This is a genomic window from Paraburkholderia sediminicola (assembly GCF_046027825.1).
Lineage (GTDB): Bacteria > Pseudomonadota > Gammaproteobacteria > Burkholderiales > Burkholderiaceae > Paraburkholderia > Paraburkholderia sediminicola_D.
Genome location: NZ_JAQQDU010000008.1, coordinates 96612 through 121546, shown reverse-complemented (window position 1 = coordinate 121546; position 24935 = coordinate 96612). Strand labels below are relative to the sequence as shown.

The following is a 24935-nucleotide window of genomic DNA, read 5'->3' as shown; positions in this document are numbered from 1 at the left end:
AGCGCGCGCCCGTGGCCAATCAAGAAGGCAAGCTCCGCGTTCAGGATCCAAGGGCGGCTTTGATCGCACGCGCCGCCGCGTCCAATGCTTCGGCAGTTGCAAGTGGTGCGCGAGGGATAGCGACGCCTGCCGTGGCGCTCGTCGGGCGCGCGGCTTGATCCGGATACGAGGAGAACTTGACGATTGTGATGCCCGCTTTGGGATTCACTAGAATCGATTGGCCAAATCGTCCACCGGCCGCGAATGACTGGTCACCATCGTTCACCTGGTACCAATAGTCGTGGTACGAATACCCGGGATGCCCTGCGGCAAGATTACCCTGCGCGAATGCACCTGCATTGTCAGTGGGTTTCAAGGCAAGACGAATCGACGAAACCGGGACGAGCGTAGAAGCGCCCGCCGCTCCCTTGCGCATCAACTCGCCGAAGCGAGCCGCGTCGCGCAGCGTCGTGTTGAAGCCGCCGCTTGCCATTTCCGTACCCGTGCGATCCACGACAACGTCACCGTCATCTTCAGCAATCTTTTGCCATATCGAGCGCGATACCATTTCGCTCCACGATAAGCCGGTAATGCGCCGGAGCGCCCAGGCGAGCGCTTCCGGCGAGCCATTCTGGTAGTACCACATCGCACCCGCGGTCGCATTCGGCGTTGGGTGTGTCACTTTCAGAAAATCGTAGATGCTGTCCGGTGCATCGTTGCGCCGGGGAATGAATCCTACCGCGCCAAAGAGACCGAGATCCGGTGGCAGATCCGCCGGATAACTGACCGGTACCTCCATATCGAGGTTCTGCTGCACAGTGGCTTGACCAAAAGGGGTGTCCGCCAGTTCAGGTACGTACACGGACAGTTTCGCTTCCGGGTCGAGCTTCCCCTCCTCGATCAATTGCGCGGCAATCAGTCCCGTCACGGATTTGGTCATGGAGGCCCACGCGTGAGTCTGATGCGGCGTATAGGAGTTGAAATAGCCTTCGTAGACGATCCTTCCATCGTGAATGACGATGAAACCATCGGTATAGGTTCGCCGCAGATAATCGCTGAGGCTCAACGTCGTTCCATCCACGGTGAACTGCACTTTGTCAGCATCGAGCGTGGACGCCACCGGCAAAGGCATCGGCACACGCGCATGTTCGACATTGGCCGTCGGCATCATCATGCGCGTGTTGCGCAGTGCCCAGCCAAGGTTGGGAAAGCGCAGGGAGTTCGCCTTCGTTACCAGCTTGTCCGCCGGCGGAGGAAAACCTTGCATGACGCCAAGTTCAACGGGATCCGCGACGGGCGCAGCCATTTGCGCATGGGCCGCCGTTGGCAGCACTGTACCGATGAGCACGGCGGACACGGCAACGCGCAAGCGAATTGTCGAAGCCGCCGAAAGTTTGCTGATGTCCATGCGTTTTCTCCTGGTGAACGGTCTTGCAGGCTCATCGTTATCGTTGCCGCCTTCGCAGCGGCAACAAGGCTCGACGCAGCACGATACGATGTTTCTCAAAGCCATTAGAGCGACGGCCCGGCAACGCGGACGAAATTCTCCACCGTCTTGACGCCGTCGACCTGCTTCGCGGCATCTGCAGCCAACGCGACCTGCTCGTTATCGGTTACCGAGCCATTTAGCGTGACATGCCCGTCTCGAACCTTGACGAGAATGCGGGCCGGGTTGAGTCCACGGGTTCTTTCGAGCGCGGTAGCAACGCGATGGGCAAGTTTCCTGTCCGCAGCTTTCGACGCCTTCGTGGTGGCTACGGTAGAGGCGCTGGAGAACGACGTCCCTTCTGCCGGGGCAGGCGTGGACTGGGCCATTGCATGGCTGGCGAATGCGAGAAGCGCAGCGGCAAACAGGGTATGCCGGCTTAAGTGCGGGTTAGTCATGCCGTTCCTTCGGTCAATGTGAACAAATAGGGAATACAAGCGGAGAACAAGCGGGATACAAACGCTCATCAGCGCGCCGCGAATGCCTAAAAGCGGGTCATCAAGCCGACTGAAACGCCGGTCAATCCGTGGCCGCCAGGATTGAGGCCAAGCGCGGTGATGTTGGCAGGGTCATAGCGATAGGCACCCGAGAAGCCGTTGCGATCCACCTCGGCATAGAGCTCGGTCTGCTTGGAAAGGAAATATTCGGCGATCGCAAAACTCGTGATCTTGTGGCCGCTGGCAGACTGAACGTTGCCGAGGTCGCTGGCGATGTCGTCGATGAAAGCCGCCGTGACCTGGAATGACGGCGTGACCACCCACACCAGGCCGCCGCCCGGAATCTTGTCTCGGCGGCGGGGCGCGCTCGATGCCACGCCGGTGACCGTGAGGTCGGCATAGTTCAGGTAAAGGCGCGCCGGCCCGATCTGCAGCGTACCGCCTGTCTGGAACGTTTGCGCCCACTGCATCGTGGTGGCGCTCCAGGTCTTCTGATAGGACACGCCGCCAAGCGCGGGTCCCCATTGATACATGGCAGCGCCCGAGAAGTTCGTACCGGCGTGCGAGTCACCCGCCACGCCGCCTGGCGAATAGCTGGCGCCGAAGCGGAATCCGCCGACCTGCCCGAGATACTTGATGGTGTTGTTGAAGCGCGAATCGAGCGTGAAATAGTTCGCGCTGTACACCACGCCGGGTTCGATTGCGATGGACTGCCCTCGCCCGCCGGCAGGATCGATGAGAATGCCAAAGTCTTCGTTGGCGTTCAGTTGCCTGCCGAATGTCAGACGCCCGAAATCGCCGGTCAAACCAACAAATGCTGCTTGAGAGAACAGCGTACCTGAGGTCTTTAACGCGCCGCTGCCACTATTGAACGCGCTCTCGAGTTTGAAGATTGCCTTGAGACCGTCACCCAGGTCCTCTTTGCCGGTGAAGCCGAACTGGTTACCGGCAATGAGATTGTTGTTGAAGCCGACTACGCTACCGCCCTTGGCACCGTTCGTCCATCGGACGCCTCCGCCAATGTCGCCGTACAGCGTGACGCTCGATTGCGCATAGGCCGCACCGGAAAGCACGCTCATCAACGTCGCATACAAGACCTTCTTCATACGTCTCCTTGATTTTTCTATCTATATTTATATGGATAACTAATGAAACATAAAGCTACCGCATATCCCGAGATACGCGGCGAGGAACAGGCTTGCGGTTGCCGTCAGCCCGGTTCGACCAGGTTGAGGTCCGCCGGCGCTCGTGTCGTGCCGAGGGCCAGTCGGCGTTGCGAGCGCTGCGGGTCGAGGCAGAAAGCGCACAGCACACCGCATCCCAGCAGCACCACGCCGCTCGCGACGCTCGCCTCTTCGAACCCAACCGCAGTCGATCGGCCGGCGCCTTCGATCAGCAAACCGGTCACGATCGGCGCGGCGAGTCCGGCGAGTGACGAAAAACCGTTGCTTAGCGCGAGAACGCCGCCTCGCTGTGAATCGGGCGTCACTTCGCCGAGCATGGCCGGCCCAATCGAGTACGTCACGAGCGTCATGCCGCTGCCGAGCGTCAGCAAGACAAACCTGAGCATCGGCGGGAGACCCGGCCACGCCAGTGAGGCAAGCAGTGCCCCCGCCACGATGAGCGTTACCGTCAGGAAGCCGCCGCGCCCAACCCGCGACGGCATGCCGCGCGCCAACAGTCGCTGGGACAGCCAGGCCAGGCCCAGACTCAGCGGCGCGGTAATCGCCACGAACAACGCGAACATTCTGCCCGCCGTCTGCGGTGCGTAGCCCATCCCAAGCTGCAGCCAGGTCGGCGTCCAGGTGAGCGTCATCGCGAGAATCCAGTTGGCAGCGAAATGCCCTGCGAAAACGCCTAGGACCGTTCGGTCCGTCAGCAGCAGCGCGTACGGGACACGTGCGGTGTGGTCCGATCGCACCGGACTCGACAGTTTCCCTTCGGCGCCGAACACGAGCCAGGCGACGCACCAGAGGCCGCCAAGTGCGGACAGCACCAGAAAATTGGCTCGCCAACCCCAATGGGCGGTAATAGCCGGAATGCTCAGGCCAGCCACCAGCAAGCCGAGCGCGCTGCCCTGGTGAAGTACCGCGACAGGCAGGTTGCGCTTTGCGTCGGGAAACCACTTGTAGAGCGCATGCACGGCAACCGGCGATGCGGGCCCTTCGCCCGCACCGAGCAGGACGCGGCACGCGATCACGCTCCAGATCGAGCCAGCAACGAGCATCGGCAATTGCAACGCGGTCCATGCACCGGCCATCAGCAACAACAACCATTTTGTCGACGCGCGATTCGCCGCGAGACCGCCGAGCACGGCGGAGATCGAGAACAGCCAGTTGAGGCTGCCGCCGATCAGCCCGAACTGCGTGGGCGACAGATGAAGCTCACGCATCATCGGTACGGAAACGAGGCCGAGCACGACCTTGTCCAGAAAGTTCACGAGCATCATCAAGGCCAGCATGATCGCGATGGACCACGCCCGCCAGGGCCGATACCCGCTTTGTTCCGTTGCCATTCGGTTTGTCTCCATGATTGTCGGGACGTCTTTGCGTCCGTGGTATTGCGTTGCCTCAGCCGTCGTGTTCACCGAGCAGCGGGACGGTGTCGCCTGCGTCGGGCAGACCTGCGGAGAACTTCACGGGAAAGCGCACCGCCATTGATCCGTCGTGGGCGAACTCGTGGACCATGCCGCGTGCGCGCACGTGCGGATCGAGAAACAGCTCGTGTGCGTCAAGCAGCGGCGAAACCGGCAGATCGAAGCGCCCTAGCGTGTCGATCCAATCAGCAAGCGGGCGCGCCGAAAACATGTGCGCGAGCAGCCCGTTGACCTCGCGTTTGAATTGCTGCCTGCCGGCGCGCGACGCGAACCGATCGTCCATCAGTTGGGGGTAGTCGGCACCGAGCGCTTCGCGCAAGGTCAGCCAGAACTTGTTTTCCAGAATGCCCAGCGCGAGGTAGCGCCCGTCCCGGGTTTCGAAAATGTCGTTCTCGGGCATGACCGTCGGCGATGCCAGGGGATCGTCTACATAGTCGCGCGACGTCCACGCGGCAGGCGCGGTCCATGCCATCACGCAGTCGTGGATCGACACGTCGAGATGCTGGCCACGGCCGTTCTGGCGTGCGCTGAGAACCGCCACGGCCAGCGCGAGCGCGGCATGACTCGACGCGGCATAGTCCGCGAGGCGAACCCGTGGACGCGCGACGCGCTCGCTCACCTGAACCGGTATCGACCAGAATCCACCGAGCGCCAGATAGTTGAGATCGTGGCCGGGCAACGCCGAATACGGTCCTGTCTGCCCGAACCCGGATATCGAGCACATGACGATGCGCGGGTTCACCTCGGCGAGCGCGGCGTAGTCGAGTCCGAGCCGCTGCATAACGCCCGGCCGGAAGCCCTCCACAACCGCATCCGCGTCCCGTATCAGATCGAGAAACGTCGCCTTGCCCGCGGCACTCTTCAGATCGAGCGCGACAGAGCGCTTGCCGCGGTTGAGTTGCGCGAAAACCGTACCGCCGAGTTGCCGCGCCGGATCGCCCGTACCCGGCGGTTCAATCTTGACGACGTCCGCACCCAATTGCATCAGCAGTGAGGTGGCGTGCGGGCCGGGCAACAACTGGCTCAGATCGACAATCTTGACGCCATTCAGGCATGACCAGTCCGGTTTCATCTGCATCGTTTCCTTGCAAAAGGTGCGTCGAGGTTCGACGTACCGTGCTGGCTTGTCATGCCGCTGTTCCGGCAGGGTCGAGAATCACGCGGGCGATCGTATTGCGCTGGATTTCGCTCGTGCCGGTGAAGACACGAAACATGCGCAGTTTGCGGAAGGTCTGCTCGATCGGATGATGGCGCGTCACCCCGACGTTGCCGTGAATCTGCACGGCCTTGTCCGCGATTTCAAAGCAGCGTTCCGACACGAACAGCTTGCAGGCTGCCGCCTTCATGCGCAGATCGGCTCCTGCATCGGCGAGCGCGGCGGTCTGCGCGATCATGCTTTCGCATGCCCACAGCGCCGCGGCCATATCGGCGAGCATGTGCTGGATCGCCTGAAACCGCGCGATCGGACCACCGAACTGCCGGCGCGTGCGGGCGTAATCGAGCGATGCATCATAGGCCGCCGTGGCGAGGCCGAGCATCGTCGGACAGTGCAATAGGCGGTTGACGTTGATGCGCGACATGCCAAGCTTGAACCCGTTGCCCTCGCCGCCGAACACGTTCGCGCGCGGCACGCGAACGTCGACGAAGCGGATGTCCGCATCGATGTGTTGCCCCGACATCGGCACGTATTGCTGTTCCACCGTCACGCCTGGCAGGTCGAGATCGATGAGCACCGCCGTGATGGCGGGCGGCGTGGTGGTTGCATCCGTCACGCACATGACGATCGCAAAGTCGGCAAACGGTGCGCCGCTGATGTAATGCTTGACGCCATTGATCACCAGTTCGTCGCCGTCCACGACCGCTGTGGTGGAAATGCTCTGCGCATCCGAACCGGAGTGCGGTTCGGTCAGCGCGAAGCAGGTCGACTTCTCGCCGCGAATCACCGGTTCGAAATAGCGTGCGAGCTGATCCGCACTCGCATACTTGAGCATGTTGCCGACGCGCGGTGGACCACCCAGGTCGCCGAGCACATGCGGCGCGAGCGCGGAACCGGACGCGGCGAGGTCCGCCTTGAGCGCGCACTGTTCGAGAATCGACAGCCCCTTGCCGCCCAGCTGGACGGGCAGGCACGCCGCGTAGAAGCCGAGTGCGGCGGAGCGGCGCCACACGCGGCGCAGTGTCTCGCGCGGCCAGACGTCTTCGCTGCCGAGGCCAAGCTCCTGCTCCATCGGCCGCAGCTCCTCCGCGACGAAGCGGCGTATGCCCGCGCGGGTTTCGACAAACGCAGGGCTATTCAGGTAATCGAACATAAGCTTCCTCTTCAATTGACTCGGCGCGAGACGCCCTGCCAGTACTGCTCGCGAACCAGCTTGCGGGCGATCTTTCCGCTCGCGTTCTTGGGCAGATCGGCAACGAAATTCACGGTACGGGGGAGCTTGTAGTCAGCGAGCCGCGCGCGGCAATGGGTAATGATCTCTTCCGCAACCGTGTTGCGTCCGCTCTTCAGCACGACGACAGCCTTGACGCTTTCGCCCCACTTCTCATCGGGAACGCCGATCACGCACGCTTCCATGACATCGGGATGCTGATAAAGCGACGCCTCGACTTCGGTCGGATAGACGTTGAAACCGCCGGAAATGATCATGTCTTTCTGGCGGTCGACGAGGTAGATGTACCCTTCTTCGTCGACGCGCGCGAGATCGCCGGTCCGCAGCCAGCCGTCGACGAGCACTTCTCGCGTGAGTTCCGGTGCGCCCCAGTAGCCATGAAACACGTCGGCGCCGCGAATGACGATTTCGCCGAGTGCATCCCCGGTGACCTCGCGACCGTGTTCGTCAACGACGAGCACTTCTGTCTCGCCGGTGGGCCGGCCGCACGACGCGAGCCGCTCGGGGCGATGGAGAATCGCGTCGGCATGATCGGCGATGGAAAGACGCGTGACGCCCGAGGTCGATTCGCTCGCGCCGTATCCTTGCGACAGCACCGGACCGATACGCGTCCACGCTTCCTGGATACGCGCCGGCGCCATGGGCGCGGCACCGTAGCCGAGCATCGTCAGACTCTCCAGATTGGCTGTATCGAGTGCGGGATCATTGAGAAGCATGTTGATCATCGCGGGCACCATGAACACGTGCGTGATCTTCAGCCGCTCGACTTCCCGCAGAAAGTGCGCAGGCTCGAACGTGTCGAACAGGACAAGCGTGGCGCCCGAATACAGGTACGGCTGCATCAACATGCCGGACGCATGGGTGACCGGACCGATCAATGCGAGCCGGTCGCCGGGTTTCGCCGGACAATCCATGCCCAGCAGAATCTTGCGCAGCGACGCGAGGCGGTTGCCGTAGGTTTGCATGGCGGCCTTGATCTTGCCGGTCGAGCCGGAGGAGAAATGCAGCACGGCGAGATCGTCTGAAGACAACGCGACATCGGGCAGATGCGGGCTGGCGCTCGAAATCAGTGTTTCGTAATCGGCGTATCCGGTCGCGGGCGTGCCGAGCGAAATAAACGACTCGACCGAACCGAACCCGGGCGACGCACGGTCGTAAGCCGTAAATCCCTCGCCTGCGATCATGACGCGCGGCGCGCAATTCTCGACGACATCAGCCGCTTCGTGCGCTGTGAAGCGCGGATTCAGCGCGGCCTTGACGAGCCCAGCCCTGTACAGCGCACATTCGATTTCCACCAGCTCCGTGCAGTTGCGGGCCTGAACCGCAACCCGGTCGCCTTTCGCAAGGCCGAGCGCCAGGAGCGCATTCGCCAGCAAGGTCGAGCGTTCGTCGAGTTGACGGTACGTCAGCTCGCGGTCGCGATGAATGACCGCAACGTTGTCGCCCCAGTAACGCGCGGCGCGGCGCAGAAAGTAAGCAAAGCCCAATCGGTGTCTCCTTTATCAAAGCTGGCGTTAGTCTGTAAGATGCAAGCCATCACCACAATGCGGCATTGGCTATAAAGCCATAGCCAACAGGAATGCCCATGGAGACCCGGGATCTGGATTACCTGCTTGCGGTAGAGGAGCACGGCGGCATTGGCAAGGCCGCGGAGGCGCTGGGCATGAGCCAGCCCGCGCTGACGAAAGCCATCCAGCGCGTCGAGGCGCAGACCGGCCTCGCGTTGTTCCAGCGCACGGCGAATGGGGTCGCGCCCACTCAGGCAGGTTCGCTGTTCCTCGCGCGTGCACGACGGATTGCACTGGAATACGAGGACGCGCTAAAGGAAATGCACGCGATCCGCAGCGGCGAACAGGGCGTGTTGAGTCTTGGCTATTCTCCGACCGTGCCGGCTGCGCTCGTTTTGGGCGCCTGCCGCCAGTTACTGAAGGAGCGCCCTGCTGCGCGCCTGCGACTGCGGCGTCGGCTGGCGCGCGATCTCGTCGATTTACTCGTAGCCGGTGAGCTCGACCTGATCCTGGCGCCCGAGCCGACCCCGGATGCGAACGGACTGTCGTTTGTCGAACTCTTTCGCGACAGCCTGTCCGTGCTCGCCGATGAGTCGCATCCGCTGCACCGGAAGCGCAATCTGCGGCTGGCCGACCTGGCGGATCAGGAATGGCTGCTACCGGGGCCGACCATCCCCCTTCGTCAGCAAGTGGACGCGGCCTTCGCGAGGCTTGGTCTCGACCTGCCAAAGCTACGGGTTGAAACCGACTTCGGCAGCACCTCGCTGCTGCATCTGCTGCGCGGCAGCGCGATGCTCTGCGTCGCGGGCACGGAATCGTTTGACGCGCTCGAGGGACTGCGCGCGCTCAACCTCGACACCAACGAGCTCGACTTGCGCCGGCACATCGGCGTGGTGTTTCGAAAGGAGGCTTACCTGTCTCCGCTTGCACAGCGCGCGATGGCGCTGCTACAGGAGTGGACGAGCTGAATGAAGGCGCGAGGATCGCCCTCAATGCCCGTTGCAGAAAACAGCGGTGAGAAGAAACGGAATCACTTCATGAACCACAGCATTGCTGCCGGCCCGGTGTACGCTCGCCGCAACCGATTCGGTGGAGCCGGTCACCACCACACCGTACGTTGAAGACTTAACCGGCTCGCCGCTGCCTTGTATGAAGAGGGGATCGTTTTGCTCATATCCGAAGACGCTATACACGTGAAAGCCGAATGCCGTCAGGTTGCTGCCGCGAGTGGGTCGAAACGCGTTGACTGAATTAGCTTCAATGCGCATTGGCTTTGAATCGATCGACTGCTGGTCCAGAAGCGGAGCGATGAAATCATGCGGGCTCGATTGGCAGTCAAGTTGGGCGTCGAGCGGATAGGCATTGCACACGGTTGGCAGGAGTCCCACGCCCAGCGACGTAAGCGAAGTCAGCATGCGGAGAACGGACAGTTTCATCGTCATAGCGCGATCGTTCTGCTGGATTGCGCGACGCGCTCGAAGAGTTTCGGCAGCAGATCGTTGAGCCCCCAGAATCGAACGGCTGGCCCGGTAAGTCTGTACGGTGACGCTCAAATCAGTCAAAGCGGGCCGGCGGCAGCGGCGTCCAGCACAGGCCAGACCGGCGCCCCTCTCCCTGCTATGCTTCTCACGAAGTCTGCCCGCCACGCCGAGCCACGTCCCGACGCGCAGGGCTGTCACCTTCCGGCGCGCCAAACGCCCTACACCCATGACCAGCGCCTCACATTTCGACCTGCAATCGCTACGCCTTTTCGTCGTCGTAGCAGAACTCGGCAGCCTGACAAAGGCGGCTGAACGCACCTGCATGACCTTGTCGGCGGTCAGCAAGCGCATGGCGGACCTGGAACGCAGCATCGATTGCACGCTGATGCTCCGGCAGCCGCGCGGCATCGAGCTGACTGCCGCCGGCAAGGGGCTGCTCGCGCATGCGAGGCAAGTCGCCGATCGGGTGAACCGCATGGCCAACGAGATGAGCGACTACGCCACCGGCGTGCGCGGACACGTGCGGGTCTGGGCCAACACGTCATCGGTCATCCAGTTCTTGCCGCACGATGTGCAGGCTTTTCTCTCCGACAACCCCGGCGTGAAGATCTCGCTTGAGGAGCAGTTGAGCAACGACATCGTCGCGGCGATCCGCAGCGGCACCGCCGACATCGGCATCTTCGCGGACAACGTGCTGGCGCCTGGTATCGAGAAGGCCGAGTATCGAAAGGACAAGCTCGTGCTGCTGGTGCCGAACGGCCATCCCCTCGCGTCCCTCGAAGAAGTCGCCTTCGTCGATACGCTCGACTTCGAGTACGTCGGCCTGAACGAAGGCAGTTCACTGCTCGCGCGGCTGCTCGATGCCGCATTCAGCACGGACCGGGCGCTCAAGCTGCGAATCCAGGTGCACAGCTTCGACGGCATCTGCCGGATGATCGAGCACGGGCTCGGCATTGGCGTACTACCCGAGGGCGCCGTACGCTCCGAAATTCTCGCGGCCGGCCTACGCGCCGTGAAACTCACCGACGCGTGGGCGCATCGCACCTTGTGGATCGGCACGCTCTCGCGCGAAACCTTGGCGCCTGAAGCGCTGCGCCTTTTCGACTTCATGTCCGGACGCAAAGACGGTTAAGCTCGCCGACCCTTTCCAGAATGGAAAGGGTCGTTGAGAATCCATTGATTTTCAGCACGCGCGGGTTGTCGCAAAGTAGGCGTCAAGAGAACGACGTTTGCAAGGAGACAACCATGACGAAGCCGCTGGAAGGCGTTCGCGTGCTCGAAATGGGCCAGCTCATCGCCGGCCCCTTCGCTGGAAAAATGCTCGCCGAGTTCGGCGCGCATGTCATCAAGATCGAACCACCCGGCACGGGCGACCCGCTGCGCAAATGGCGCCTGCTGCATGAAGGCACCTCCGTCTGGTGGGCGGCGCAATCGCGCAACAAGGAATCCGTCACGCTCGATCTTCGTTCGCCCGAAGGCCAGGACGTCGCTCGCCAACTGGTCGCGCAGAGCGACGTTCTGATCGAAAACTTCCGTCCGGGCACACTCGAAGGATGGGGCCTCAGTTGGGACGAACTGCATGCCATCAATCCTGGCCTCGTGATGCTGCGCGTGTCCGGCTATGGGCAGACCGGCCCCTACCGCGATCGCCCTGGCTTCGGCGTCATCGGCGAAGCGATGGGCGGCTTGCGGCATCTGAGCGGCGAAGCCGGCCGCACGCCGGTGCGCGTGGGCATTTCCATCGGCGATTCCCTCTCGGCGTTGCATGGCGTAATCGGCATCCTGCTCGCGTTGCGCCATCGCGACCAGAACGGCGGTACGGGCCAGATGATCGACGTCGCGCTCTACGAGTCGGTTTTCAACATGATGGAAAGCCTGCTGCCCGAGTACTCGGCGTTCGGCACCGTGCGTCAGCCGGCGGGCAGCAGCCTGCCGGGGATCGCGCCGTCGAACGCGTATCGCTGCAGCGACGGCAAATATGCGCTGATCGCGGGTAATGGCGACAGCATCTTCCGGCGCCTGATGGAGCTGATCGGCCGTCAGGACCTTGCCGACGATCCCGCACTCGCTCAAAACGATGGCCGCGTAAAGAACGTCGAGCGGCTGGATGCCGCGATCGCCGACTGGACCCACCACCGTACGCTCGACGACGTGCTCGCGGCGCTCAATGAAGCCCGCATTCCCGCCGGAAAAATCTATGACGTCGCCGACATTGCGAGCGATCCGCATTACCACGCACGCGACATGATTCTCGACGCCCAGCTCCCCGATGGCACGCCGGTGCAGGTGCCCGGCATCGTCCCCAAGCTGAGCGCGACACCGGGCGCGGTGAACACCCGCGCGCCCACGCTCGGCCAGCACACCGACGAGGTGCTGGAAAACCTCGGCATCGACAGCACGACCCGCGACGCCTGGCGCGCCCGCGGCATCATCTGACAAGGAGCACAGCATGAGCGGCAAGCGTCTGTATATCCAGGAAGTCGCCACACGCGACGGCTTCCAGAACGAGGCGAGGTTCGTCGACACCGACGCCAAGATCGAACTGATCAATCGTCTGAGTGCGTGCGGCTACGCCAAGATCGAAGTGACCTCGTTCACCTCGCCGAAGGCGATTCCCGCCTTGCGCGACGCCGAGGCCGTGATGCAGCGGATCGCGCGACGTGACGGCGTGGTCTATACCGTCCTCATTCCGAACCTGCGCGGCGCCGAGCGTGCACTCTCGTGCGGTGTCGATGAAGTCAATCTCGTGATGTCGGTGAGTGAGAGCCACAACAGCACAAATTTGCGCATGACCCGCGAGCAGTCGTTCGCCCAGTTGCGCGACGTGATCGGCGAGGTCAGGCAAACGAAGGTGGCGATCAACGTATCGCTGTCCACCGCGATGGGTTGCCCGATGGAAGGCGATATCGACCAGGCTGAAGTACTGGACTGGATGCAGCGCTTCGCCGATCTCGGCGTGCATGGCGTGACGTTGTGCGACACCACGGGCATGGCTTACCCATCGCAGGTTGGCGCGCTGTGCGCCGCCGCGCGCGAGCGCTTCGCCGCGCTCGAACTCACGCTGCATTTTCATAACACGCGCGGCATGGCGCTCGCCAACACGCTCGCCGCGCTCGAAACCGGCATCGACCGTTTCGATGCGTCGCTCGGTGGTCTCGGTGGATGTCCCTACGCGCCAGGTGCGACAGGCAACGTCTGCACCGAGGAACTGGTGCACATGCTCGAACTCGACGGCTACGACACCGGCGTGGATCTCGCTGCCGTGCTATCCGCCTCCGCCCTGCTTCCTGGACTGATCGGCCACGACGTGCCGAGCCAGTTGCTCAAGGCCGGACGGCGCCTCGACCTGCATTCGAAGCCTTGCATCGCGGCTGACGGCCTGCCGAAACAACGCGCATTTTCATCAGGAGCATGACATGGCACTCATCGACCACCTTGATCACCTCGTCCTCACCTGCGTCGACTTTGCTGCAACGAAGCGGTTCTACACCGAGGTCATGCAGATGCAACTCGAGACGTTTGGCGAAGGACGTATTGCCTTTCGCTTCGGCAATCAGAAGATCAACGTCCACGTGCGTGGCGCCGAATTCGAGCCGAAGGCCCATGTTCCTGTTCCGGGCGCGCTCGATCTGTGCTTCATCGCCACCGTGCCGCTCGACGAGGTGATCGCGCATCTGGCGCGCTGCGAATGGCCGATTGTCGAAGGGCCGGTAGCGCGAACCGGTGCCACGCAGAAGATTCGGTCCGTCTATGTGCGAGATCCCGATCTGAATCTGATCGAGATATCCGAGCTGATCGGGTGATGTGATGACGCCCCGCTATTCACGAACCGGCAATTTTCACATGCCCTTCAGCGAACCGATCAGCGTGGCTTTGCGGCCCACGCTGCCCACGGGGGTTCAATGAACATCGTCCTGCTCGACAGCGGCACCTTGCCCACACCGCTCACCGCGCCGGCCTGGGCGAGCGAATGGTCCGTTCGCCCGGCCACGCGCGCCGTCGACGTGGTCCATGCACTCGAAGATGCGACCATTGCAATCACGAACAAAGTGCCCATCCGTGCGGCCGATCTGGAACGTCTGCCAAGACTGCGCTTTATCTGCATCGCAGCGACGGGTTTCGATTGCATTGATATCGACGCCTGCCGCGAATTCGGCGTGATTGTGTCCAACGTGCCGGGCTATTCGGCACAGAGCGTCTCCGAGTGGGCGCTCGCGTCGATCTTCGCGTTGCGGCGCAATCTGTTCGCTTATCGTGAAGCCGCCCGCATCGCCTGGCCGGGGTCAGCGCATTTCTGCGTGCACGGTGCGCCGATCCTCGACATCGCCGGTTCGACGCTCGGCATTGTCGGGCGCGGCGCAATCGGGAATGCGCTCGCACGGTTGGCTCACGCGGTCGGCATGAATGTGATGTTCGCGGAGCATCGCGGACAGCCGACGGTTCGCGAAGGCTTCACGCCATTTGACGACGTGGTGCGATCCGCCGATGTGCTCTCGCTCCACTGCCCGCTGACGGAGGCGACGCGCAACCTCATCGACGCACCCACGCTTTGCGCCATGAAACGTGGCGCACTGCTCGTGAACAGCGCCCGCGGAGGTCTTGTCGATTCGGCGTCGCTTGTCGAGGCGCTCATGAGCGGCCACCTGGGCGGCGCCGCGCTCGACGTACTCCCGCAGGAACCACCCGGTGCGCGTGAGCCCCTGCTCACGTGCACACATCCCAACCTTATCGTCACGCCGCACATCAGTTGGGCGGCGACGAACGCCGCGAACCGGCTCAATGCCGGCATCGAAGCAAACCTCGCCGCGTTCCATCAGGGCGCGCCGATCAACGTGGTGAACGGCGCATAAGCCGACCTGCGACCAAAGACACGGAGACAAGATGAACACCAGCAATCTGGACGTGGGTGGAAGTGCGTCCGCCCATTCGCGCATTTCCTCATCCGAACCGGGCGCTGCCGACGACGCACACGCCGTTCACGCTAAAGCCACCACGTTGGGCGGCTGGATGGATAACATGCCCGCAGGGTCGCTACACCGATTTGTGGTGTGGGTGATCGGCATAGGCTTGTTCTTCGACATGTTCGAAATTTTCCTTGTCGGCTCGATCGGCACGGCTTTGCAGGGGGAGTACGGTATCGATCGACACAGCACGGACTTTAAGCTGCTGCTGGCGTCGGCCTTTATCGGCATGTTCTTTGGCTCATTTTTTCTGGGCAGCATGGCCGACCGGATCGGCCGGCGCAAGGCCTTCTTATTCAATCTGATCTGGTACAGCGGCTTCTCACTGGTCGGCGCATTCTCGGTCAACGCTGAGATGCTCGTGGTTTGCCGCTTCCTCACCGGTATTGGCGTAGGTGCGATCTATCCCGTCGCCGATAGCTTCCTGTCAGAGATCCTGCCCAAGGAACGTCGCGGGCGAATGGCCGCATGGGCCTACACCACGTCGTATGTCGCCGTACCACTGGTTGGATTTCTGGCGCTCTGGCTCAACCCTCTGCACTTTGGCGCCGCGGCCGGCTGGCGCGTTATTCTGGTTATCGGCAGCCTGGGTGCAGTACTGGTTCTGCTTGTGCAACACAAGTTGCCCGAAAGCCCGCGTTGGCTACTGGCGCAAGGTCGCGTCGAGGAGGCTCACGCCATGCTGCGGCGCTTCGCCGCCAGTGCCGGGGTTACGGTGTCAGTAATCACGCCTGAAGCGACCGTCAAGCGGAATCCGATGACGTTAGGCGAGCGCGTTGCCTTGTTGCGCCGGCCGCCCTACAACAAACGCTACCTGATGTTGACCATCTTCCATCTGCTTCAGGGATTTGGCTACTACGGTTTTGGCACACTGGCCAGCACGGTGGTGAAAAGCCGTGGCTTTGACGTCACTGACGGAACGCTGTTTATCGCGCTGTCGTTCCTCGGCTATCCCGTCGGATCTTTGCTTTCGATTCCGCTACTCAACTGGATAGAACGCCGTACGCTGGTTATCGGCGCCATCCTGTCCATGGCAGTTTTTGGCTTGGGTTTTGCCTATTCCAACAACTCGGCGCTGATCGTTCTCTTTGGCGTTCTGACAACCTGTGCATCGAACGTATTCAGCAATGCGTATCATGTCTACCAGTCTGAGATCTTTCCAGCCAGCGTGCGCTCAACTGCCATCGGCAGTACTTATTCGTTGTCCCGCATCGTTAGTGGCATGCTGCCGTTCATCTTGCTCCCCGTACTGAACCAGCAAGGAGCAGGCGCCATGTTCGGCATCATCGCGGCTGCGCTGCTGGTCGTGGCTATCACGCTGCGGATTCTCGGCCCTCGCACTACACGGCGAAGCCAGGATGAGATCAATCCAGGTTAAGCCGTTTCTCGTCTTTTTCTGGTGCTCGGTGTGTACTGCTCTATTTCGAAAGGCGGCGCGCGCTGATCAGTCTCATCGGCAACGGTATTGCGACTATCGTGGTGGCGATGCGCGGCACGCCCTATCCGGTAATCGTCGTACCGGAATCGGAGAGCCGCGCGCATCGACCAAGTGCCGACGTCAGGAAAGGTGATGCACTTCCTGCAGGCCATAAACCGGCGTCGCAATACCCTCCATGCGCGCCTTCAGTTGCAGCGACAAATACTGGGAGTAGTGGCGTGACTGGTGCAGGTTACCTCCATGGAACCACAAGGCCGGCTGCTGCGTCGGCTTCCACATGTTCCGTTGCTCGCCTTCCCAGGGGCCCGGGTCCTTCGTCGTATTCGATCCCAGCCCCCACACCTTGCCGACTTTATCCGCCACTTCACGCGAGATGAGATCGGCGGCCCAGCCGTTCATCGAACCGTAGCCGGTTGCATAGACGACGAGATCCGCCTCAAGCTCGGTGCCGTCGCTTAGCAAGACGGAATGCTCTTTGAGTTCGACCACATCAACGCCGCTCTTCAGCTTGATCTTGCCGTCCGCGACAAGGTCAGCGGCGCCCACATCAATGTAGTAACCCGACCCGCGCCGCAGATATTTCATGAAGAGCCCTGAGTCGTCATCCCCAAAGTCGAGCATGAAGCCCCGCTTTTCCAGACGGTCGTAAAACGCCGCGTCGCGCTCCCTGATCGCGTCGAAGACAGGCTTCTGAAACGTGTGCAGGATCTTGTACGGGATCGACGCAAACGTCAGGTCCGCTTTGGACGTCGTCATGCCTGACGCCACCGCGCGCTCGGAATACAGATCGCCGAGCGCGAGTTCCATCAGCGAATCCGACTTGACGATATGCGTGGACGAACGCTGAACCATCGTGACGTCGACGCCCGCCTCCCACAACGCTGCGCAGATATCATGCGCCGAATTGTTCGCGCCGATCACCACCACCTTCTTGCCCTTATACGCGTCGGGTCCCGGATGTTTCGACGAATGATGCTGCTCGCCCTTGAACACATCCATGCCTTTAAATGACGGGGTATTCGGCTTACCCGACATGCCCGTAGCCAGCACAAGCTGCTTTGGCCGCAGCGTCAACGTCTCGCCGTCATGCTCAACTTCGACCACCCATTCAGCCTTCGCCTCGTCGTATTTCGCAGATTTGCAAATCGTCGAACCCCAGTAGTTCAACTCCATGACTTTCGTATACATCTCAAGCCAGTCACCGATCTTGTCCTTGGGCGTGAAAACCGGCCAGTTATCCGGGAACGGCAAATAGGGCATATGGTCGTACCAGACCGGATCGTGCAGACACAGTGACTTGTAGCGGTTGCGCCACTGATCGCCAGGACGGGGATTCTTATCGACGATGATCGTCGGCACACCCAGTTGGCGCAGACGCGCGCCCAGCGCAATCCCACCCTGCCCTCCGCCCACAATCAAACAGTAGGGCTGTTCCGCACGACCCAGCGCTTCTGCTTCGGCTTCGCGACGCTCCTTCCAGCTCGTTCGATCCATGCGTGCGCCATGTTCCGCGCCCATCGGGCGCCGGTTGCCTTTGGGCTCCTCATGGCCCTTCAATTCACCCATGGTGGTCAGCAGCGTCCAGATCAGGCCATCCTTCACGCGGATAAAGCCGCTGCCTCGGGCGACGTCCGTTTCGAACGTGATCCACGCCTGTGCCAGGCCGTCGGATTCGGTCGGCACTTCATTTTCGGCAACCCTCAGCCTGGTCGGCTTGACGGCGTCGAGTTGTGCGTCGAGCATGGCGCGGATTTGATCCCGACCCTCCATGGTTTTGATGTTCCAGGTGAAAGCAACCAGATCGCGCCAGTAGCACTCCGGTTGAAACAACGCCACGGCCGCCGCCGTATCACCGCGTTTTAGCGCTGACTCCATGGACTCCAGAACATGGGTAATAGTCTGGCTTGCATTATTTTCAGGCATGGTTGCTCCTCCATTCGATACGGATTAATGAAACGTCGAAGTAATGCGCGGGTTCTTTGCCCGCTGGATAACCGTGGACCGCTATCGCCGGTGAGGCGGGACAATGCCGAACTTCGCGATCCGTCTGTAAAGCGTCGCGCGCGAGATGCCTAAGGTTTTGGCTGTCTCGTCCGGATGCCATTTCGCATCCGTCAGGGCGGCGACGATGCGATCACGCTCAAGGGCGTCGATATCGGTGAGTGTGGGTTGCGCCTGCGGGACGGGATCCCTGGGCTTCGGCGCCGCTTGCCGTTGCGCGCGAATAACGGGTGGACGAACGCGCGCATAAAGCGGCGAGCCGCTGCCCACCAATTTCATCGAGACCATGTCGCGCCCGGGCCTGACATCCAGCAGACGTTCGGCGCGAACTTCGAATAGCTCGGAGACAGGCCGCGGCAGCCGGTCAAGACCCGGCACGCACTCTTTGGCCCGGCGATTCGCCGCGACCGCATTGCCGCGTGCGTCGAAGGCGATCAGAATTTCCGGCTGGGCTTCCACGTAGTGGCGATTCCGGTGCGCCAGCACAACCCAGCAACGCGTGGTCGCGTTCAGAAAGAAACTGTCCTCGATCAACAGCGCGCTATGGCGCACGATATGGTTGATCAGACGCTGGCTTTCGCGTTCATCTGGCGAGCGGATCGCCGAGGCATCCAGTACGCCGATCAACTCGCCTTCCAGCCCGAAGATGGGCGAGGCGCTGCAGGTCAAGGTGGTAAAGGCTGCACGAAAATGATCGGTCTTGTGAACCGTGATCGGTTGGGAGTCGAGCAGCACGGCCGCGACGCCGCAGGTTCCCTCTTCCTGCTCCGACCAGCAGGAGCCTGAATAGAGCCCCGCTCGCTTGAAGTCGTGGCGCCGATCCCGGTCAACGCGATAATCGATGGTCACGCCCTGCGCGTCGGTGAGCATGACGCAGTAGTCCGCTTCGCGCACCGTTTCATGCAGACGCGACAGACACTCTCCTGACGCCCGCAGAACCGATTCCTCCCGGTGTTGTACATCGCGTAATTCCGGCGTGGTCAGAATGCGCGGACCCGTTGTCAGGCCAGGATCGAGGTGATATTGCTCGAGCGAGCGCCAATACGATGAAACCAGCCGCGTGGCGTCACCGCCGCGTTCAGGCATCCGGCCTTCAATCAACCTGCGGATCCGGTCGATGTGTCTCACTTGCGGAACATAGGGCATGCATGTCTCCGGTCAGCTCGGCGCGTGTCGCTATGTAGCGCGCTCAGGATGACTTTTAGCATGCAGGTTCCAGAGAAGCACATTGCAGTGCAGCATCGGACCGGATGAGACGTTTGTCTCAGTCTTTTTTCGTTGTGGGGACTGATTGTGACTTGATTTCAGGAGTAGCGAAAACGTGGATACGGCCGCGTGTCGCGAACGGCGAGTTCGACCTCCCGAATCGGGCGGTTTGCGGCTGGCGCGCGGTTGACACATGCCTGGCCGCGCGTGCACTGCAAGCTCCAGTTCGGGGGGCGAGCCTCAGACCGGATTCAACGCGGGCCGCCCATCCAGCACAGCGGCGACATTGTCTAGCGCCGTAAAGCCCATCTGGTCGCGGGTCTCGATCGTGGCGCTGGCCATATGGGGCGTCAGGAACACGTTGTCGAGCGCTGCGAAGCGCTTGTCCACATTGGGCTCGTTGCGGTACACGTCCAGACCCGCACCGAACAGATGACCCGAAGTCAGGGCTTCATAGAGCGCGTCTTCGTCCACCAGGCCGCCGCGCGCCGCGTTGACAAAAACCGAGCCCGCGGGCAAGCGTCCAAACTCATTTTTCCCCATCAGCGGAACGCCCCCTCCCGGCACGTGCAGCGTGAGCACCTGACAATGCGGCAGCATGTCGTCGAGGCTGGCGTAAAACGTTGCGCCATTCTCCAGCGACGGCACCGCAGGGCGGATGTCCGTGTAGATCACGCGCATGCCGAAAGCCTGCGCACGCTTCGCGACCGCCCGGCCGATACGCCCGAATCCGACGATGCCAAGCGTCTTGCCATTCACTCGCGTGCCCAGCATCTCGGTCATGCCGAACGACTTCCCCCATCCATTGCGCATGATTCGTTCGTACTCCGACGCGCGCCGGCAGGCCGCCAGAACAAGCAGCATGGCGAAATCGGCCGTGCATTCGGTCAATGCATCGGGTGCGTTCGTGACGACGATTCCTCTTTCGCGGGCAGCCGCCACGTCCATGTGATCGACGCCCGCGCTCGCGTTCGCAATGATCTTGACCGTCGAGGGCAGCGCGGCAATGTGCTCCGCCTGCAAACCCGACTTCTTCCCGATCAATACCGCCGGCACATCGTGCTTCGTGCAGAAGTCGACGACAGACCAGGAGTCCATATCGGACTCGGTCACGAAGGCATGGAATTCGGCCTCGGCGCGACTCGCCACGGCTGTGGGGACTTTTCGCGCAATCAACAGCCTGGTGCGTTTATCTTCCGACATGATTTTTCCTTTGATGGGCAGACGTCGAGAGACTACGAAACCGCAGACCGGACCGTCAATGTTGATTGGATGAATCAACTCCTGGGTAATGATTCACCCCTTATTCTTCGCGGCGCCTGCGCGTTGTGCCTCGTTTCGTTCCGCGACCCTCCTCCCTCTCGCTGCCGGCAATCGCGCGCATCAGGAAAACCCTGGTGTGATCCCCACCGGCAAAGCCCCCAGATGTTGATTCAATGAATCAAGATTGCTCACCGCATTGCGCGAATGCAACTCTCCTTCCTGTGTTCAATTGAATTGTCGAGGGGAAGTGAAATGCCTGCATCGAAAAAGTTCGCAGCCGTTACGGGCGCCGGCTCCGGCATCGGCCGCAGCACCGCCGTGGCACTCGCCAACGCTGGATTCGCCGTTGCGCTGATCGGGCGCAGAGCCGAGCCGTTGCTGGAAACGAAAGAGGCAATCGGCATGGCCGGCGGAGAAGCGCAGATATTCCAGGCCAACGTTGCCGACGCCGCTTCGGTCGAGCACGCGTTTTCGCTGATCGCCGAGACATTCGGCCGGCTCGACGTGCTCTTCAATAACGCGGGCCGCAACGCGGGGGCCGTCCCCCTGGAAGACTACGAGGTCGATTTCTGGAACGATGTCGTGGCCACCAATCTGACCGGCGTCTTTCTGTGCGCACGGGCTGCTTATCGCCTGATGAAAGCACAGTCCCCTCAAGGCGGACGAATCATCAACAACGGATCGATCTCAGCCCACTCGCCGCGGCCGAACACTATCGCTTATACGGCAACGAAACATGCCGTCACCGGCATCACCAAATCGATCGCGCTGGACGGACGCGCATTCAATATCGCCTGCAGCCAGATCGATATCGGCAATGCGGCCACATCACTCACGGAACGCATGAACCGCGGCGTACTGCAAGCGGATGGACGCTTGGCGCCCGAAGCACGAATGGATGTGACGCACGTGGCGAATGCGGTCGTGCACATGGCCAGTCTTCCGCTCGAGGCCAACGTTCTCAACATGACCATTATGGCGACCGCGATGCCGTTCGTCGGCCGCGGATAAATCACCTTTGCGCCAACTATAAAAAAGACAACTGGCGCATGTTCTGGAGACACCGATGAAAGCCGTAGAGGAACACACATTGCCGGCTCGAAACCCGGTTTACGCGGATACCACGAAACGCTCCAGGGTGCGGTACGTCGTGCTCTCGATGTTGCTCGCGGCAACCATCCTCAACTATGTCGACCGGTCAGCGCTGGGCATCGTGGCGCCGGGCCTCTCGAAGGGCCTTGCGCTCAACAAGATGGAGATGGGCGAACTGTTTGCGGGATTTGGGCTGGCCTATTCCATTGCGCTCGTGCCCGGCGGCGTGCTGACCGACATTCTCGGCTCGCGCCTCGCCTATGGACTGTCCCTCCTCGGCTGGTCATTCGCCACGTTGACGCAGGGTTTCGCGAGCGGCTATCACATGTTGCTCGGATCGCGGCTCGCCATCGGCGCCATGGAGGCGCCGGCGTTTCCTTCAAACGCGCGCGCGGTGACATTGTGGTTTCCGGCCCGGGAACGTGGCTTCGCGACCAGCGTATATGTCATGGGCCAATACATCGGGACGCCCTTGTTCACCGGCTTGTTGCTGTGGATCTCCGCTGCGTACGGTTGGCGTTCGGTCTTTTTCGTGACGGGAGGCGTCGGTATTCTGTTCAGTCTTCTGTGGTACGGGGTCTATCGCGATCCGCATCGGCACGCGGGCGTGAATGCAGCCGAGTTGCAATACATCAATGAAGGCGCAACGGCGGCACGCAAGCCCCGCGAAAAGTTCGATTGGCGTATGGCGCTCAAGCTGCTCGGCTACCGACAGATCATCGCCATCTGCCTGGGCAAGTTCTGCAACAACACCCTGCTGGTCTTCTTCACCACGTGGTTCATGACCTATCTGATCGAAGCGCGTCACATGTCGATGATCAACGTCGGGATCTTCCAGGCACTTCCTTTTATCGGCGCGACGGTCGGCATTCTCCTTGCTGGTTTCCTCTCGGACTTTTTCATCCGGCGCGGGGTGTCGATTTCCACTGCGCGCAAGACGCCGCTCATTATCGGCACGCTGCTCGGCGCGTCGATCATGCTCGTCAATTTCGTCGAGTCGAACGCGGGGGTGATCGCCATCCTGACGATCGCGTTCTTCGCGCAGGGAATCGGCTCGATGTCGTGGGCCGCCGTCTCCGAAATCGCGCCTCGACAATACGTGGGACTGACCAGCAGTATCACCAGCCTCGCGGCCAACATCGCGGCCGTCACCACACCGCTCATGATCGGCTACATCACCCATCACACCGGCCACTTCTATTGGGCGCTCAACCTGATGGGCGCGATATGCCTGCTCGGCGCGCTCTCTTACTCCGTGCTGCTGGGGAAGCTTTCCCGCATAGAACTGTGACGCGTTCAACTACCTGGTGAAATCGAATGATTGAATTCAAGTGGGATCATCTGCAACTGTGCTCGGCGGACGCCGAAGCCACCGCCGCATGGTTTGCGCGCTGCCTGAGCGCCGAGATCGTGCGCCGCCCGGGGCGAGTGGATTTGCGCATCGGCGGCATCAACCTGTTCATCACATCGCTGCCGAGCGCCCAAACCGCCCGGCCTCCACATGGCGAGCAAAAGCAGGGCATCGATCATTTCGGCGTGGTTGTGGACGATCTCGATGCCGCGTTCGAGCATCTGCTGCGCTGCAACGCGGAAATCGTCGAGCCGGTCAAGCAGATTCGCCCCGGCGTCAGAGCCTGCTTCGTGCGATCGCCAGGCGACATTCTGGTTGAGATCCTGGAGCGGCGACCCGCCGAGATGACTTTTACCTGAGAAAACGTCAATATGGACGTTGGATCGGTCGCACCCTGCTGCAAGGCGCGATCGCATCGCAACGCCCCTGCTGCCCCGTGCCGCTGCATGACCTTGCCTGCCATCCCATGCGAAACTGGATCACGCTGACTGAAGCGGCCCGACAACTCGGCGTGCAAGCGCAAACTATCTATGCGTACGTAAGCCGAGGCACCATCGCGGTCATGCCGGATCCACATGATCCGCGCAAGAGCCTCTATCGTGCGGAGGACGTCGCCGGTCTGTGCCGCAAAAAGCAGGTGGGACGCAAGCGCGAAGCGCTCGCCGCCGGGACCATATTCGGTGCGGAGCCCTGCATTTACAGCAGCATCACCACCTTTTCAAAAGGGCGCCCGTATTACCGGGGGCGGGATAGCATCCGGCTTTCGGACACGGCGACACTTGAGGACGTGGCGACCCTTCTCTGGAATGCGCGCGCGCCCGTTTCCTTCGAAACCGGTGACCTGACGCTACAGGGTGGCGAGCGAGGCAGGCAATGCGCGTTCACATCGCTGGCGGCGCTCGCGGCTAGCGGGCTCTCTACCCTCGGCCGCACGGACAGCGCACTGCATGTCGAGGCTGGCCGGCTCGTGGCGCTGATCGCGCAGGCGTTTGGCGCGCGACGTGACGCGAATGCACAAAAGACGCATGAACGGCTCGCGCTCGGTTGGGGCCAGGACCGCGATGGCGCGCAACTCATCCGCCGCGCCATGGTCCTTGTGGCCGACCACGAAATTACGAGTTCGGCGTTCGCGGCGAGGATTACTGCCTCCACCGGTGCATCGCTGCCGGGATGCCTGCTCACTGGACTCGCGACATTCTCCGGCCCGTTCCATGGCGATGCGTCAGGACGCGTGCGAGCCGTGTTCGACGACGTCGAAAGACTCGGTGCGGAGCACGTCGTTGCGCATCACTTGCAGTCGGCTATTCCCATCCCGGGGTTCGGACATCATCTGTATCCGGATGGCGACACGCGGGCGGCCGCATTGCTCGACGCGCTGAATCCACCTCAAGAGCTCACGTCGTTCATCAACAAGGTGGTTGAACTGACCGGGCTCAAGCCGAATATCGACGTTGCGCTTGCTGCGTTGGCGGCCCAACTGGCGTTGCCACGCGATGCGTCGTTCGCGTTGTTCGCAACGGCCAGAAGCGTGGGTCTGCTCGCGCATTGTATCGAGCAGCTCCGCGTGGGTAAGGTCATACGGCCACGAGGCCGCTATACCGGGCTCGCGTTGGAAGACGCCAGCCCGACGTTGCCCGCGCAAGGCGCCGACAATACGCTCGATGCGGCCACGCTCGACAAGAATCGGGTTTTCAAGGCGGTTGAGGGCTAAGACGGCGCGTCGTCAGAGCGCCCTCAGCGCCCGCAATC

22 protein-coding genes are annotated in these 24935 nt (G+C 61.8%); 11 read left to right on the top strand and 11 right to left on the bottom strand.

Annotated elements, in window-relative coordinates; translation table 11 throughout:
* Window positions 1-40 precede the first annotated feature (40 nt).
* From PQQ96_RS06655 to PQQ96_RS06625, 7 genes are all read right to left on the bottom strand, one after another.
* The gene (locus PQQ96_RS06655) at window positions 41-1387 is read right to left on the bottom strand and encodes a serine hydrolase domain-containing protein (protein ID WP_408290185.1); all 1347 of its coding nucleotides are present in this window, start codon (window positions 1385-1387) and stop codon (window positions 41-43) included.
* 104 nt (window positions 1388-1491) lie between these two features.
* Complete coding sequence (locus PQQ96_RS06650; protein ID WP_408290183.1) at window positions 1492-1863, bottom strand: BON domain-containing protein; 372 nt, start codon at window positions 1861-1863, stop codon at window positions 1492-1494.
* An 86-nt stretch (window positions 1864-1949) separates the two neighbouring features.
* Window positions 1950-3008 carry a porin gene (locus PQQ96_RS06645; protein ID WP_408290181.1) on the bottom strand — a complete coding sequence of 353 codons (1059 nt, stop codon included), beginning with the start codon at window positions 3006-3008 and terminating at the stop codon, window positions 1950-1952.
* A 104-nt stretch (window positions 3009-3112) separates the two neighbouring features.
* Entirely contained in the window at window positions 3113-4417 is a 1305-nt protein-coding gene (locus tag PQQ96_RS06640; protein ID WP_408290180.1) for an MFS transporter, read from the bottom strand.
* 55 nt (window positions 4418-4472) lie between these two features.
* Window positions 4473-5570, bottom strand: a complete 1098-nt coding sequence (locus PQQ96_RS06635; RefSeq protein WP_408290178.1) for a CaiB/BaiF CoA transferase family protein — start codon at window positions 5568-5570, stop codon at window positions 4473-4475.
* Between the two features lie 55 nt (window positions 5571-5625).
* Window positions 5626-6807, bottom strand: a complete 1182-nt coding sequence (locus tag PQQ96_RS06630; RefSeq protein ID WP_408290177.1) for an acyl-CoA dehydrogenase family protein — start codon at window positions 6805-6807, stop codon at window positions 5626-5628.
* A gap of 11 nt (window positions 6808-6818) precedes the next feature.
* Window positions 6819-8372 (bottom strand): AMP-binding protein, encoded by a 1554-nt coding sequence (locus PQQ96_RS06625; protein WP_408290176.1) that lies wholly within the window; start codon window positions 8370-8372, stop codon window positions 6819-6821.
* 98 nt (window positions 8373-8470) lie between these two features.
* Here PQQ96_RS06625 and PQQ96_RS06620 point away from each other — a divergent pair, with 98 nt between their 5' ends.
* A complete protein-coding gene (locus PQQ96_RS06620; RefSeq protein ID WP_408290174.1) occupies window positions 8471-9361 on the top strand; it encodes a LysR family transcriptional regulator in 891 nt (296 codons plus the stop codon).
* A gap of 21 nt (window positions 9362-9382) precedes the next feature.
* Here PQQ96_RS06620 and PQQ96_RS06615 read toward each other — a convergent pair whose 3' ends face one another.
* On the bottom strand, window positions 9383-9835 hold the full coding sequence (locus PQQ96_RS06615) for a hypothetical protein (RefSeq protein ID WP_408290172.1): 453 nt from the start codon (window positions 9833-9835) through the stop codon (window positions 9383-9385).
* A gap of 265 nt (window positions 9836-10100) precedes the next feature.
* On the opposite strand from PQQ96_RS06615, the gene PQQ96_RS06610 reads away from it, so the two are divergent.
* The 6 genes from PQQ96_RS06610 to PQQ96_RS06585 all read left to right on the top strand — a co-directional run bounded on the left by PQQ96_RS06610 (window position 10101) and on the right by PQQ96_RS06585 (window position 16213).
* Window positions 10101-11006: a LysR family transcriptional regulator gene (locus tag PQQ96_RS06610; RefSeq protein WP_408290170.1), complete on the top strand. Its 906-nt coding sequence runs from the start codon at window positions 10101-10103 to the stop codon at window positions 11004-11006.
* Window positions 11007-11119: 113 nt separating this feature from the next.
* Window positions 11120-12310 carry a CaiB/BaiF CoA transferase family protein gene (locus PQQ96_RS06605; protein ID WP_408290169.1) on the top strand — a complete coding sequence of 397 codons (1191 nt, stop codon included), beginning with the start codon at window positions 11120-11122 and terminating at the stop codon, window positions 12308-12310.
* Window positions 12311-12323: 13 nt separating this feature from the next.
* The gene (locus PQQ96_RS06600) at window positions 12324-13289 is read left to right on the top strand and encodes a hydroxymethylglutaryl-CoA lyase (protein ID WP_408290167.1); all 966 of its coding nucleotides are present in this window, start codon (window positions 12324-12326) and stop codon (window positions 13287-13289) included.
* 1 nt (window position 13290) lies between these two features.
* On the top strand, window positions 13291-13677 hold the full coding sequence (locus tag PQQ96_RS06595; RefSeq protein WP_408236591.1) for a VOC family protein: 387 nt from the start codon (window positions 13291-13293) through the stop codon (window positions 13675-13677).
* A gap of 99 nt (window positions 13678-13776) precedes the next feature.
* On the top strand, window positions 13777-14724 hold the full coding sequence (locus PQQ96_RS06590; RefSeq protein WP_408290165.1) for a D-2-hydroxyacid dehydrogenase: 948 nt from the start codon (window positions 13777-13779) through the stop codon (window positions 14722-14724).
* A 31-nt stretch (window positions 14725-14755) separates the two neighbouring features.
* Entirely contained in the window at window positions 14756-16213 is a 1458-nt protein-coding gene (locus PQQ96_RS06585) for an MFS transporter (RefSeq protein WP_408290163.1), read from the top strand.
* A 180-nt stretch (window positions 16214-16393) separates the two neighbouring features.
* On the opposite strand, the gene PQQ96_RS06580 is transcribed toward PQQ96_RS06585, so the two are convergent.
* The 3 genes from PQQ96_RS06580 to PQQ96_RS06570 form a co-directional block, all read right to left on the bottom strand.
* The gene (locus tag PQQ96_RS06580; protein ID WP_408290161.1) at window positions 16394-18196 is read right to left on the bottom strand and encodes an NAD(P)/FAD-dependent oxidoreductase; all 1803 of its coding nucleotides are present in this window, start codon (window positions 18194-18196) and stop codon (window positions 16394-16396) included.
* Between the two features lie 81 nt (window positions 18197-18277).
* Window positions 18278-19420, bottom strand: coding sequence for a sigma-54-dependent Fis family transcriptional regulator (locus tag PQQ96_RS06575; RefSeq protein WP_408290160.1), 1143 nt, complete (start codon window positions 19418-19420; stop codon window positions 18278-18280).
* A 300-nt stretch (window positions 19421-19720) separates the two neighbouring features.
* Window positions 19721-20683 (bottom strand): 2-hydroxyacid dehydrogenase, encoded by a 963-nt coding sequence (locus PQQ96_RS06570; RefSeq protein ID WP_408290158.1) that lies wholly within the window; start codon window positions 20681-20683, stop codon window positions 19721-19723.
* Window positions 20684-20995: 312 nt separating this feature from the next.
* Here PQQ96_RS06570 and PQQ96_RS06565 point away from each other — a divergent pair, with 312 nt between their 5' ends.
* The 4 genes from PQQ96_RS06565 (at window position 20996) to PQQ96_RS06550 (ending at window position 24897) form a co-directional block, all read left to right on the top strand.
* Window positions 20996-21754 (top strand): SDR family oxidoreductase, encoded by a 759-nt coding sequence (locus PQQ96_RS06565; RefSeq protein ID WP_408290157.1) that lies wholly within the window; start codon window positions 20996-20998, stop codon window positions 21752-21754.
* A 55-nt stretch (window positions 21755-21809) separates the two neighbouring features.
* Complete coding sequence (locus PQQ96_RS06560) at window positions 21810-23126, top strand: MFS transporter (protein ID WP_408290156.1); 1317 nt, start codon at window positions 21810-21812, stop codon at window positions 23124-23126.
* A gap of 26 nt (window positions 23127-23152) precedes the next feature.
* Window positions 23153-23545: a VOC family protein gene (locus PQQ96_RS06555; RefSeq protein WP_408290154.1), complete on the top strand. Its 393-nt coding sequence runs from the start codon at window positions 23153-23155 to the stop codon at window positions 23543-23545.
* A gap of 107 nt (window positions 23546-23652) precedes the next feature.
* Window positions 23653-24897, top strand: a complete 1245-nt coding sequence (locus tag PQQ96_RS06550; RefSeq protein ID WP_408290152.1) for a citrate/2-methylcitrate synthase — start codon at window positions 23653-23655, stop codon at window positions 24895-24897.
* Window positions 24898-24935: the final 38 nt, after the last annotated feature.